This window comes from Achromobacter sp. 1014246743, assembly GCF_059760725.1.
Window position 1 is genome coordinate 23,141 of sequence record NZ_JCBANA010000071.1, and the last position, 12,375, is coordinate 35,515.

At 67.5% G+C, this 12,375-nt stretch carries 12 protein-coding genes and 1 pseudogene; 6 read left to right on the forward strand and 7 right to left on the reverse strand.

Features of this window, described 5'->3' with window-relative positions; genetic code table 11:
• Positions 1–8 precede the first annotated feature (8 nt).
• Positions 9–794 (reverse strand): amino acid ABC transporter substrate-binding protein, encoded by a 786-nt coding sequence (locus AC6LJ2_RS24480; RefSeq protein WP_263910198.1) that lies wholly within the window; start codon positions 792–794, stop codon positions 9–11.
• Positions 795–979: 185 nt separating this feature from the next.
• On the opposite strand from AC6LJ2_RS24480, the gene AC6LJ2_RS24485 reads away from it, so the two are divergent.
• Both AC6LJ2_RS24485 and trhA read left to right on the forward strand, forming a co-directional pair.
• The gene (locus AC6LJ2_RS24485) at positions 980–2,077 is read left to right on the forward strand and encodes a P1 family peptidase (RefSeq protein WP_263910199.1); all 1,098 of its coding nucleotides are present in this window, start codon (positions 980–982) and stop codon (positions 2,075–2,077) included.
• 152 nt (positions 2,078–2,229) lie between these two features.
• The gene (gene trhA / locus AC6LJ2_RS24490; protein WP_263910201.1) at positions 2,230–2,853 is read left to right on the forward strand and encodes a PAQR family membrane homeostasis protein TrhA; all 624 of its coding nucleotides are present in this window, start codon (positions 2,230–2,232) and stop codon (positions 2,851–2,853) included.
• 12 nt (positions 2,854–2,865) lie between these two features.
• Here the strand turns inward: trhA and AC6LJ2_RS24495 are convergent, their stop codons facing one another.
• A complete protein-coding gene (locus AC6LJ2_RS24495; protein WP_445657351.1) occupies positions 2,866–3,339 on the reverse strand; it encodes an Lrp/AsnC family transcriptional regulator in 474 nt (157 codons plus the stop codon).
• A 138-nt stretch (positions 3,340–3,477) separates the two neighbouring features.
• Here AC6LJ2_RS24495 and kynU point away from each other — a divergent pair, with 138 nt between their 5' ends.
• Both kynU and AC6LJ2_RS24505 read left to right on the forward strand, forming a co-directional pair.
• The gene (gene kynU, locus AC6LJ2_RS24500) at positions 3,478–4,728 is read left to right on the forward strand and encodes a kynureninase (RefSeq protein ID WP_263910210.1); all 1,251 of its coding nucleotides are present in this window, start codon (positions 3,478–3,480) and stop codon (positions 4,726–4,728) included.
• A 62-nt stretch (positions 4,729–4,790) separates the two neighbouring features.
• On the forward strand, positions 4,791–6,197 hold the full coding sequence (locus AC6LJ2_RS24505) for an amino acid permease (protein WP_263910212.1): 1,407 nt from the start codon (positions 4,791–4,793) through the stop codon (positions 6,195–6,197).
• A 16-nt stretch (positions 6,198–6,213) separates the two neighbouring features.
• Here the strand turns inward: AC6LJ2_RS24505 and AC6LJ2_RS24510 are convergent, their stop codons facing one another.
• Positions 6,214–7,182 carry a LysR family transcriptional regulator gene (locus AC6LJ2_RS24510; RefSeq protein ID WP_498152370.1) on the reverse strand — a complete coding sequence of 323 codons (969 nt, stop codon included), beginning with the start codon at positions 7,180–7,182 and terminating at the stop codon, positions 6,214–6,216.
• Positions 7,183–7,283: 101 nt separating this feature from the next.
• On the opposite strand from AC6LJ2_RS24510, the gene AC6LJ2_RS24515 reads away from it, so the two are divergent.
• Complete coding sequence (locus AC6LJ2_RS24515) at positions 7,284–8,411, forward strand: threonine synthase (protein ID WP_498152371.1); 1,128 nt, start codon at positions 7,284–7,286, stop codon at positions 8,409–8,411.
• Here AC6LJ2_RS24515 and AC6LJ2_RS24520 read toward each other — a convergent pair.
• Entirely contained in the window at positions 8,406–9,335 is a 930-nt protein-coding gene (locus tag AC6LJ2_RS24520; RefSeq protein WP_498152372.1) for a LysR family transcriptional regulator, read from the reverse strand. The genes AC6LJ2_RS24515 and AC6LJ2_RS24520 overlap by 6 nt on opposite strands.
• A 108-nt stretch (positions 9,336–9,443) precedes the next feature.
• Between AC6LJ2_RS24520 and AC6LJ2_RS24525 the strand changes: the two genes are divergently transcribed.
• Positions 9,444–10,754, forward strand: coding sequence for an SLC13 family permease (locus tag AC6LJ2_RS24525; RefSeq protein WP_498152373.1), 1,311 nt, complete (start codon positions 9,444–9,446; stop codon positions 10,752–10,754).
• Here the strand turns inward: AC6LJ2_RS24525 and AC6LJ2_RS24530 are convergent.
• The 3 genes and pseudogenes from AC6LJ2_RS24530 to AC6LJ2_RS24540 all read right to left on the reverse strand — a co-directional run.
• On the reverse strand, positions 10,726–11,148 hold the full coding sequence (locus tag AC6LJ2_RS24530) for a VOC family protein (RefSeq protein WP_263910220.1): 423 nt from the start codon (positions 11,146–11,148) through the stop codon (positions 10,726–10,728). The two genes, AC6LJ2_RS24525 and AC6LJ2_RS24530, sit on opposite strands and share 29 nt — an antisense overlap.
• An 87-nt stretch (positions 11,149–11,235) precedes the next feature.
• On the reverse strand, positions 11,236–11,928 hold the full coding sequence (locus tag AC6LJ2_RS24535) for a helix-turn-helix transcriptional regulator (RefSeq protein ID WP_263910221.1): 693 nt from the start codon (positions 11,926–11,928) through the stop codon (positions 11,236–11,238).
• A gap of 143 nt (positions 11,929–12,071) precedes the next feature.
• A pseudogene (locus tag AC6LJ2_RS24540) lies at positions 12,072–12,375 on the reverse strand (hypothetical protein); the annotation flags it as partial.

Below are 12,375 nucleotides of genomic sequence, written 5' to 3' on the forward strand. Positions count from 1 at the left end.
CGGGCCGCTTACTGCTGCGCGGACAGGTCCGTGCCGAAGTACTTGACCGAGATGGTCTTGTAGGTGCCGTCGGCCTTGATGTCGGCCAGCGCCTTGTTGATGGCGGCGACCAGCTCAGGGTTGTTCTTGCGCAGCAGCACGCCCGAATTGCTGAATTCGGCGGCCTTGTCGGTGGCGGCGATCTTGACCTTGGCGTTGGGCTTTTGCTTCTTGAAGTCCAGGAACGACAGGTTGTCGTTGACCGTGGCTTCGACGCGGCCCGACGTCAACAGGTCGATGGCTTCGTTGAAACCCTGCACCGCCACCACGTCGGCGCCATGGCTTTGCGCCAGCTTGCCGAAGTTGCTGGTCAGCGTGTTGGCGGACTTCTTGCCCTTCAGGTCGGCGAAGGACTTGATGGTGGTGTTGTCGTCGCGCACGATCAGCACGGCGGCCGACGAGATGTACGGATCCGAAAAATCGTATTTGGCGCGGCGCGCGTCGGTGATGCCGACCTGGTTGATCACGGCGTCGTAGCGCTTGGCGTCGAGCCCGGCGATCAGGCCGTCCCATTTGCCTTCGACGAATTCGGCCTTCACGCCCAGGCGCTGGGCGATGGCGCGGCCGATGTCGACGTCAAAACCGGTAAGCTGCCCGGATGCGTCGTGGAAAGTGAAGGGGGCGTAGGTGCCTTCGGTGCCGATCTTGAACACGCCGGCGGATTTGATCTGGTCCAGCCCCGACTGGGCGTGGGCGGCGGACAGGGCGGCGACCTGGACGAGGCCGGCGATGAACAACGAGCGCAAGAGTTTCATGGCAATGCTCCACGGATGGGATATCACTGTGGAGAGCATGTGGCACTTGCAATGCCCTCCGGCGTAGCCGCACTCTAACAACGGGCCTATTTTTCCACAAAGCATAAGGAATAGTAAAAATATAGCGGCAAGTCATATGGTTGGATCGCGCCCCGGGCCGAGCGGCACGGGGTTTTTTCCTGGGCATGACACAGACGGAGACAGGCGTGCAACAACAGTGGAACAGGCGGGCTTTCATGATGGCCGCGGCGGGCGCCGCAGCGATGGCCGGGGTGGCGCCGGCGCACGGCGGGGGCGGTTTGCGGCGCATGCCGGGCGGGGGCAGCATCACCGACGTGGCCGGGCTGAAGGTGGGGCATTTCACCGACACCCGCCGCCCGACCGGCTGCACGGTCATCATTGCCGAGGCAGGCGCCGTCGGCGGGGTGGACGTACGCGGCGCGGCGCCCGGCACCCGTGAAACCGACCTGCTCAACCCGGTCAACATGGTGGAAAAAGTGCACGCCGTGATGCTGGCAGGCGGCAGCGCCTTCGGCCTGGAAGCGGCCACCGGCGTCATGCGCTACCTGGAAGAACGCAAGATCGGCTTTGACGTCGGCGTGGCGCACGTGCCCATCGTGCCCGCGGCCATCCTGTTCGACCTGGGGGTGGGCGACGCGTCGATACGGCCCGATGCCGCGGCCGGCTACCAGGCCTGCAAGTCGGCCACGGCCAAGCCGCCGCAAGAGGGCAACGTGGGCGCCGGCGCCGGGGCCACCGTGGGCAAGCTGTACGGGGCCAAGCGCGCCATGAAGGGCGGCCTGGGCAGCGCCTCGCTGACCGTGGCCGGCGTGACGGTGGGCGCCATCGTGGCCGTCAACGCGGTGGGCGACGTGCTGGACCCGGCCACCGGCCGTATCCTGGCCGGCGCCCGCACGGCCGACGGCAAGCACCTGCTGGACACCCGCGCGGCCATCCTGGCGGGCGACCTGCCCACCTCGATGCGCGAGGGCGCCGCCACCACCATCGGCCTGGTTGCCACCGACGCCAGGCTGACCAAGGCGCAGGCCCAGAAAATGGCGCAGATGGCGCACGACGGCCTGGCCCGCACCATCAACCCCATCCACACGATGCTGGACGGCGACACGGTGTTTGCCCTGGGCACGGGTGCGTCGGGCAAGCCCGGCAACCCGATGCTGCTGGGCGTGATGGCGGCCGAAGCGATGGCCATCGCGGTGCAGCGGGCCATCCTCGCGGCGCGGGCGCTGGAAGGGTATCCTGCCGCGGTCGATTTCATCGCCTGACCGACGTGCTTGCCGGCATCACTGGCGTGCCGTCCGGCAGGAACGCCAGTTGCTGTTCCCTCGTTGTCCCATCTTGCTGACCCCGGTTTGTCACATGGCTTCGGCATGATGGAAAGCGTCGGCGCTACGCCTGCGCACGGGGAGGGGACGGCATGTACGAAGGGGAACGCTTCAACGGCGCCACGCACCTGGCGGGCCTGGCGCTGGCCGTGGCCGCGTCGGGGGCGTTGATCGTCCGCGCGGCCGAATTGAACGTGCAGTCGCGCCAGATCGTGGCGTGCGCGGTGTTCGCCGTGTCCATGATTGCCGTCTATGCCTCGTCGGTGCTGTATCACTGCACTCGCGGGCGCCGCAAAGCGCTGTGGGCCAAGGCAGACCACTGCACCATCTATCTATTGATCGCGGGCACCTACACGCCCCTGGCTTTCGCGCCGCTGGAATTGGGCTGGGGTGCGGTGATGGCCGTGGCGATCTGGCTGCTGGCCCTGTACGGCATCGGCCGTGAACTCTGGTGGGCGCGCGGCGCCGCGCCCGCCTTGCCGCTGTACCTGGCCATGGGGTGGCTGGGCGTGATATGTGCCGCGCCGATTGCCAGCGCGCTGTCGTCGGCCGGACTGGCCTGGCTGCTGGCCGGGGCGGCGCTGTATACGGTGGGCACGGTGTTCTACGCGCACGACAAGCGCTGGCGCCATGCCCACGGCATCTGGCACCTGTTCGTCATGGGCGGCTCGGCCTGCCACTTCGTCACGGTGTTTGGCTTTCTGCGGTATTCGTAGCGCGGGCATTGCCTAGCGCCAGGCCGCCAGCGGCAGCATGCCGCCCCGATTCTTCACCTTGCGCATGACCAGGTGCGAGCACAGGTCCCGCACGCCGGCGATCTTGCTGAGTTTTTCTTCGACGAACTGCGAGAACGCGGCCAGGTTGCGGGTGCGCACCGTCAGGATGTAGTTGGACGCGCCGGTGACGATGCTGGCTTCGGTGATTTCGTCATATAGCGCGATACCGGCCAGGAATTGCTCGTGCCAGCCGGCGCGCGACTGGTCCAGCGATACGTGGACGATGGCTTCCAGTTCGAACCCCAGTTTGTCGGCGTCCAGTACGGCGCGGTAGCCGCGGATGAAGCCGCCTTCTTCCAGGGCGCGCACCCGGCGCAGGCAGGCCGACGGCGACAGGGCAACCTGCTCGGCCAGGTCCTGGTTGCTGAGCTGGCTGTTCTCTTGCAGGCGGTACAGAATGCGCTGGTCGATGGCGTCTAGTTGCACGGTGCAATCCAATTCTAAAAAGTGGCCCAGAACGCAATTTAATGCGAAATCCTAGGGTAAGCCACGCCTGATTTTGCAACTATTCGGCTCGTCGGCGCTGCTAGTATGTTCGCAGCATAATGCCCGAAGGAGCTTTGAATGCATACCCGCGAAGCCTGCGTTGCCGCAGACCGCCAAGACCCCCTTGCGCCGCTCAAGGCGCGCTTCGATCTGCCGCCCGGCGTGCTCTATATGGATGGCAATTCGCTGGGCGTGATGCCCCGCGCCGCCGCCGCCCGCGCTGCCCAGGTCATCACCCAGGAATGGGGCACGGGCCTGATCCGCAGCTGGAACACGGCCGGCTGGTTCGAGCTGCCGTCCCGCCTGGGCGACAAGCTGGCCGGTCTGCTGGGCGCCCGCGAGGGCGAACTGGTGATCACCGACACCACCTCGCTGAACATCTTCAAGGCCCTGGCCGCCAGCCTGCGCATCCAGCAGAAGCAGCAGCCCAAGCGCCGCGTGATCCTGTCGGAACGCGACAACTTCCCGACCGACCTGTACATGATCCAGGGCATGATCGACCTGCTGCAGCAGGGCTACGAAATGCGCCTGATCGACGACGAGCTGCCGCTGGACAAGGCGCTGGACGATTCCGTGGCGGTGGTGCTGCTGTCGCACGTGAACTACCGCAGCGGCCAGATGCACGATATGGCCGCCGTCACCCGTACCGCGCACGAGCGCGGCGCGCTGGTCATCTGGGACCTGGCTCACGCGGCCGGCGCGGTGCCGGTGGACCTGAACGGCTCGGGCGCCGACTACGCCGTGGGCTGCACCTATAAGTACCTGAACGGCGGCCCCGGCGCGCCGGCCTTCATCTGGGTGGCGCCGCGCCATATTCAAGACTTCTGGCAGCCGCTGTCCGGCTGGTGGGGCCACCAGCGGCCGTTCGACATGACGGTCGCCTACGAGCCCGCGGGCGGCATCCGCCGCTATCTGTGCGGTACGCAGCCGATCGTGTCGCTGGCCATGGTGGAGTGCGGCCTGGACGTGGCGCGAGAGGCGGACATGGCCGAGGTGCGCAAGAAGTCGCTGGCGCTGGGCGACCTGTTCATCGCGCTGGTCGAGGAACGCTGCGCCGGCCATCCGCTGACGCTGGTGACGCCGCGCAACCACGCCGATCGCGGCAGCCACGTCAGCCTGCGCCATCCCAATGGCTACGAGGTGATGCAGGCGCTGATTGCACGCGGCCTGATCGGCGACTACCGCGAACCCGAAGTGCTGCGCTTTGGCCTGACGCCGCTGTATTTCGGCTACGCCGACGTGTGGGACGCGGTCGAGATCCTGAAGGACGTGCTGGATAGCCGCGCCTGGGACAAGCCCGAATTCAAGCAGCGTTCTGCCGTGACCTGATACGCCGCGCGCAAGACCGGCCATCAACGCATCCATCAAGAGAATGCAGTACCGGAGGAGACATGGGACAACAACAGGGGTTCGGGAAAATCACCGAACGGGAACAGGGGCTCAAGCGGCGCCTGACGTCGGGCCAGATGAGCATGATCGCGATCGGGGGGGCCATCGGGACGGGCCTGTTCCTGGGGAGCAAGTTCGCGATCGGCTTTGCCGGGCCCAGCGTGATCATCAGCTATGCGATTGGCGGGCTGATCACGTTGCTGCTGATGGGGTGCCTGGCCGAGATGACGGTGGCGCATTCGACGTCGGGCTCGTTCGGCGCCTATGCCGAGCACTACATCGGGCCGCTGGCGGGCTTTCTGGTGCGCTATGCGTACTGGTCCTGCGTGGTGCTGGCGGTGGGCACGGAAGTGACGGCGGTGGCCGAGTACATGAAGTACTGGTTCCCCGGGGTGCCGGGGTGGCAGTGGGTGTGCCTGTTCTCGGCGGCGCTGATCTTCATCAATGCCATGAGCGTGAAGGCCTTCGGCACGATCGAATACTGGTTCTCGACCATCAAGATCAGCGCCATCGTGGCGTTCATCATCCTGGGCGCGTATGTGGTCTGGGGCAATCCGCAGTACGGCACGGCGCAGTACACCGCGCACGGCGGCTTCTTTCCCAACGGTGTGTGGGGCATGTGGATCGCGGTGGTCATTTCCATTTTCAGCTACCTGAGCGTGGAGATGATCGCGGTGGCGGCGGGTGAAGCCGAAGACCCCGAGCGCGCGGTGAAAAAGGCCTTTCGGGCCACCATCGTGCGCCTGGTGATCTTCTACCTGCTGACGCTGGCGCTGATCCTGGCCATCGTGCCGTGGGACCAGGCCGGCAAGGGCGGCAGCCCGTTCGTGACGGTGATGCAGGCGGTGAACGTGCCGTACGCGGCCGGCGTCATCAACTTCATCGTGCTGGTGGCGGCGCTGTCGGCCATGAATAGCCAGCTGTACATCACCACCCGCATGATGTTCAGCCTGTCGCGGGCCGGCCACGCGCCCGCGGCGATGGGCAAGCTGACGCGCAGCGGCACGCCGCTGAATGCGCTGCTGCTGTCCACCAGCGGCATTGCCATCGCAACGGTGCTGAACGTGCTGTACCCCGAAAGCTCGTTCACGCTGATGATGGCGATCTCGATGTTCGGCGCGCTGTTCACCTGGATGATGATTTTCGTCACGCACTATTTCTTCCGCCGCCGCTGGGCGCGTGAAGGCGGTGCGGCGCTGTCGTTCCGGATGCCGGGCTTTCCGGTGCTGACGCTGCTGGGGGCCGGCGCGATGCTGGCGATTCTGCTGACCACCTATTTCACGGGCGTGTTCAAGATGACGCTGGTGTTCGGCGTGCCGTTCCTGCTGGCGCTGGCCGCGCTGTATCACCTGCTGTTCAGGAAGTCGGCGGAATCGGTGGTGCTGAAGGCGCGCGAACAGCGCCCCTGACAGGGTTTCGTAGTCTTCAGGCCGGTCGGCGCCGCGCGGGGTTCCCTGGCGGCATCGACCGGCCTTGTTGTTTCGGGGCCTGAAGGTCTTCGGCGCACGCGCGGAGGGCGGCCAGCATGGCGCGGGCTCGCGCCGGCAGGGTGCGCGACGCGTACACGGCATGCATCTGCGGCGACGCGCCTTGCGCCGAGGTCGCGGTGTAGCCGGGGCAGACCTGCACCAGGGTGCCGCGGGCGATCTCGGGCGCGGCGGCCCAGTCCGCCAGCCGCGCGATGCCCACGCCTTGCAGCGCCAGCGCCATCAGGCCGCTGCCGGTGCTGACGCGCACCGCGGGTTCGGCATGCATGCGCACGATGCGCTTGTCGCGGCGCAGGTGCCAGTCCTTCAGCACGCGGGGACCGGTGTGCATGATGAGGCGGTGGCGCGCCAGTTCTTCGGGTTCGCGCGGCAAGCCCATGCGGGCGACGTAATCGGGGCTGGCGCACAGCAGCCGCGCGTAGGGCCAGAGCCGCGCGCCCAACAGGTCACTGGAGGCAGGAAAGCCGCCGCGGATGGCGAAGTCCAGTCCTTCGGCGATGGGGTCGACCGATTTGTCGGTGTAGGTGATGTCCACGGTGACGCCGGGGTAGTCGGCGGCGTAGCGTCGCAGCACGGCCGGCAGCAGGGTCACGCCCAGCAGGTCCGGCGCCGAAAACCGCAACCGGCCCTGCGCGCCCAATTGCGTGTCGCGCAGCGCCTCGCGCGCTTGCGCTTCCCGCCGCAGCAGGTCGCGGGCCGACTGGAAGTAGCTTTCGCCCTGCGGCGTCAGTACCACGCTGCTCTTGCTGCGCAACAGCAACTGCACGCCCACCTGGCGTTCCAGCGACTGCACCGCACGGGTCACGGCGCTGGGCGAGGCGCCCAGCGCGCGCGCCGCCAGCACGAAGCTCTGGCGTTCGGCGACGGCGCAGAACACCTGGTATTCCCATAGCGCGCCACGTTCCATGGCGATTCTCCATTGCGTTTATCGCAACATGATATTGCAACGTGGGGCCGGTATGCGGGCCTAGACTGCGTGCATCGCCATTCTCCTTTGCAGTGATTGCCATGTCCGACCCCCATTATTTCGACCCCGTCACCGGTGCGCGCCATGCGCTGGATGAAGCGCGCTGGTGTTCCGATGCCCAGACGCCGCTGATGATTTCGCCGCTGCCCGGCATCTCGCGCGACGATATCGACCGCGGTCAGCGGTCGCTGTGGCGCTATCGCGCCGCGTTGCCGCGCGACGTGGCGCAGCCGGTGTCCATGGGGGAAGGCTGCACGCCGATGGTGGAACGCGCCTGGGGCGGGCTGCGGCCGCATTTCAAGCTGGAATGGTTCAACCCCACGTGCAGCTTCAAGGACCGGGGGGCGGCGGTGATGCTGTCCTGGCTGCGGCAGATTGGCGTGCAAGCCATTGCCGAGGACAGCTCGGGCAATGGCGGCGCGGCGATTGCCGCCTTCGGCGCGGCCGCGCAGATGGACGTCACCATCTTCGCGCCGGCCTATACGTCCAGCGCCAAGGTGGCGCAGATTCGTGCGTTTGGCGCCGACGTTCGGCTGGTGGAAGGCCCGCGTGAGAATGCCGAGACCGAGGCGATCCGCGCTTCCGACGAGATTTTCTACGCCAGCCACAACTGGCAGCCGTTCTTTCTGCAGGGCACCAAGTCGATCGCCTACGAAATGTGGGAAGACTTCGGCTTCGAGGCGCCGGACAACATCGTGATCCCGGCCGGGGCGGGCAGCAATGTGCTGGGTTGCGCCATCGGCTTTGCCGAGCTGCTGGCCGCTGGCCAGATCCGCCGCCTGCCGCGCCTGTTCGTGGCGCAGCCGCTGCATTGTTCGCCGGTGGATGCCAGTTTTCAGGCAGGCGTCGATACGCCCGTGGCGCGCGAAGTGCTGCCCACGGTGGCCGAAGGCACGGCGATCAAGCGGCCGGTGCGATTGCGCGAGGTGTTGCAGGCCATTCGCGCCAGCGGCGGCCAGACCGTTGCGGTGCCGGAAGCCGACATCATCGGCGCGGTGCGCAAGCTGGCGGCCATGGGGCTGTATGCCGAGCCCACCAGCGCCACGGCCGCGGCCGCGCTGGACCTGCTGGCTGCGCGCGGCGCGGTCAGTCAGGCCGAGCGCACCGTGGTGCTGCTGACTGGAACCGGCGTGAAGGCCACGCAATTCATGACGGATCTGTATTCATGAAGGCTCGTCATCCAGCGACGGCATGAAAGGCGACGCGCCAGTGTCCGCCAGCAGGTGATCGAGCAGGCGCCGGGCGCGGGCATTGAGCGCCTGGCGCGATTGCACGCACACCAGCAGGTCGCGCGAGGCCCAGGCGTCGGACAACGCCACCGGCACCACCTTGAGCAGCCGCCGCATGCTGTGCGCGGTGGTCTCGGGCACGATGCCCACGCCGACGCCGGCCTCGACCAGGCGACACATGGCGTCGAAGCTGCGCAGCTGCACCCGCAGCTTGATGGGCTTGCCGGCCACCAGGGCCTGGCGCGCCAGGAAACGCTGCAAGGCGCTGCTGCGGTCCAGCCCGATGAAGTCTTCGTCCAGCACGTCGCGAAACGCGATTTCGTCCACGCCGGCCAGCGCGTGCGCGGCGGGCACGAGCAGCACGAAGCGGTCGGAGCGGTAGGCGTAGGTTTCCAGCGCGCCGGTATCGACGGTGCCGGCGACGATGCCGATGTCGGCCGAGCCGTCGGCGATGCATTCGACGATTTCGTCGCTGAGCATTTCCTGCAGCTCGACGTTGATGCGCGGATGCGCCGCCAGAAAGCCGGAGAGCGCTTCGGGCAGGAAGGCGGTCAGGGCGTTGGTGTTGGACAGCATGCGCACTGAGCCGCCGAATTCACCGGAAAAGCCGGCCAGGTCGTCGCGCAGGCGGTCGGCCTGGGCCAGCATGATGCGGGCATGCGCGGCCAGCTTCAGGCCTGCCGGGGTGGGGATGACGCCCTGGCGGCGGCGTTCGAGCAGCGGCGCGCCCAGCGAGGCTTCGAGATTGCGGATGCGGGCGCTGGCCGCGGCCAGCGCCAGATTGGCGCGGGCGGCGCCGTGGGTGATGCTGCCGGCCTGCACCACGTGCAGGAACAGCGCCAGGTCGGTGAGGTCAAAGCGCATGGGTAGAGCCTACGCGGCGCGTTGAGGCTGCCTCTGCGAATCGCGCATTTTCAGCGGGGGACAGGGTCCGTACACTGCGCCGATTCGTGTTCCTGCCGTAGGTTGCCCATGCATCTTGTCGCCTCCAATTTTCCGATTCTACCCGCGCTGCTCACCGCCATCACGATTGCGTTGTGGGCCTTTTCGCGGTTGCCGGAATACCTGACCGCGCTGCTGTTCTTCAGCGCCGCGACGATCCTGGCGGTGGCGCCGCGCGACGTGGTGTTCTCGGGTTTTGCGTCGGTGGCGTTCTGGCTGGTGCTGAGCGGTTACGTGCTGGGCCTGGCCCTGAAGAACACGGGGCTGGCCGACCGCCTGGCGGGCGCCTTGTCGCAGCGCCTGTCGGGGTCGTATCCGGTGGTGGTGGCGGGCGTGGTGCTGTTGACGTACCTGTTGGCCTTCATCATGCCGTCGAACATGGGCCGCATCGCCCTGCTGATGCCGATCGTGCTGGCCTTTGCCGACCAGATCGGCCTGGCGCCGGGCCGCCGGGGCCGCATCGGGCTGGCGCTGGCGGTGGGCTTTGGCACGTTCGAGCTGTCGACCTCGATCCTGCCCGCCAACGTGCCAAACCTGGTGATGGCAGGCAGCATCGAGACCAGCTATGGCCTGCAATTGGGGTATCTGCCGTACCTGTGGCTGCATGCGCCGGTGCTGGGCGTGCTGAAGGGCGCGGTGCTGGTGGTCTGCATTGCATTGTTGTTTCGCGATACGCCGCAGCCGGCGCCGCCAGCCCCTGCGGCCCGGCCGCTGTCGGCGGCGGAAAGGCGCCTGGCCGTCCTGTTGGGGCTGACCTTGCTGGGGTGGGTGACGGACGGCTGGCATGGCGTGTCGCCGGCCTGGGTGGGCTTGGCGTCCGCCTGCGTGTGCCTCTTGCCCAAGGTGGGGTTCGTCAGCGGCGAGCAGTTCGGCAAGGAAGTGAATTTTCGTACCGCCATTTACGTGGCGGGCATTCTGGGCCTGGCTGCGATGGTGGCCGACAGTGGCCTGGGCGGCATCATCGGGCGGGCGTTGCTGGCGTGGCTGCCGTTGTCGCCGGACGCACCGATGCAGAGCTTCTTTTCGTTGGTGGGCCTGTCGGCCGCGCTGAATTTCGTGGTGACGGCCAATGGGGTGCCGGCCCTGTACACGCCGCTGGCCGAGACGCTGGCGCAGGCATCGGGCTTTCCGTTGATGACGGTGCTGATGGCGCAGGTGGCCGGCTACGCGACCGTCATCATGCCGTACCAGGCCTCGCCCATCGTGGTGGCGATGGGCATGGGCCAGGTGCCGGCGCGCAGCGGCCTGGCGCTCTGCCTGGTGACGGCGCTGGTGTCGTTCGTGCTGCTGGTGCCGCTGGACTACCTGTGGTTCAGGCTCCTGGGAATGCCGGGATCGTGATGAGCTCGGCCTCGGCCAGGGCGGGTTCGGGGGCCGGGGCGAACACGCGCAGGCGATGGCCGTCCGGATCCAGGGCCACGAAGGTGCGGCCGAAGTCCATGTCGGTGGGCGCCTGCAGGATGGGCAGGCCGCGCAGGCTCCAGTCGATGTGGCGCTGATCGAGGGCGTCGGCGTCGGGCACGGTGAAGGCCAGCTCGGTGCAGCCGCCGCGTCCGGCCGCGGCCGGTTCCACGGTGTGGCGCGACCACAGGCCCAGCATCAGGCCGGAATCCAGCGCAAACAGGGCAAAGGTGGGCGAGCTTTCGACGGGCGGGCGGTTCAGCAGCGCACTGTAGAACGCGGCGCTGGCCGAGGGCTTGTCGACGTAGAAAATGACGAAATTCTTGGCGGACATGATGCGCTCCTGGGTGAATGAGCGCTCATCTTAGAAAGGTATGCTGTCAGATTTTGTCAGTAGTGATTGGGACGATGTCGCATCGGCTCAGCAGCCCTCGCGCTTGACGGCATTGAGGGCGCGCCATTCCTTGAGCAGGGCGTGGCGGCGGCGCGGGTAGCGCTGCCCGGTTTCCAGCGTGGCGATGCGGTCGGTGCGGAAATGGCGGTAGTCCTGGCGCAGTTCGCACCAGGCCATGACGATGCGCACGCTGTCGAAAAACCCCAGGGCGAAGGGCCAGATCACGCGTTCGGAATCGGCGCCCTTGTCGTCGCGGTAGGTGATGGCGATCTTCTGTTCGCCACGGATCGCCTGGCGGATGAGCGACAGGTCGACCTTGTCGACCACCGCCCAGGCGCTGGGCCCGACCAGCAGCGGAATGGCGTCCAGTTCGTCGCGCAGTTCCTGCGGCAGCACCGCGCTGATCTTGGCCAGGGCGTTGGCGGCCGCTTGCCCCAGGCGCGGATCCGAGCGGTCGGCGACCCAGCGGGTGCCCAGCACCAGGGCTTCGATTTCCTCGGTGCTGAACATCAGCGGCGGCAGCATGAAGCCGGGGCGCAGCACGTAGCCCACGCCGGGCTCGCCCTCGATCTCGGCGCCCTGGGCCTGCAGCGTGGCGATGTCGCGGTACAGCGTGCGCAGGCTGATGCCCAGGTCGCCCGCCAGGCGATGGCCGCTGACGGGCAGGCGGTGGCAGCGCAGGGTCTGCAGCAGATCCAGGAGGCGTTCGGCGCGGGACATGGGGGCAAGGGGGGGGCTGGAGGCGGGACGGTTGCCATGCTGCCACGAATTGGCAGGGGCAGGAAGCGCCGCGCGGGGCATTGCCGCCCGGCGTGGCCGCGGCGCCCGGCCTGCCGTCCGGTACGCCGTTCAAGGCATCGACATTACGCCGTCTGCCCGATCAGCCAGTCGTGCACCCGCTCGGCGATATCCAGGCTGTTGCGGTCCATCATCAGCATGTGCGAATTGCCGCGAATGCCCAGGTCCGGCAGCGTCAGCAGCGTGACGCTGGGGTGGCGGGCGGCGAAGTCGCGTGCGCGCTGGCGCATGCGGGGCCAACGCGGGTCGGTGTCCATGTGGTCGCCCATCACGATCAGGGTGGGCGTGTCGTAGACGGCGCCGGGTCCCAGGTCGGGAATGCTGGCCGGCTCCAGCGCCACCAGCGCGCGCACGCCCGCCGGGCGGGCG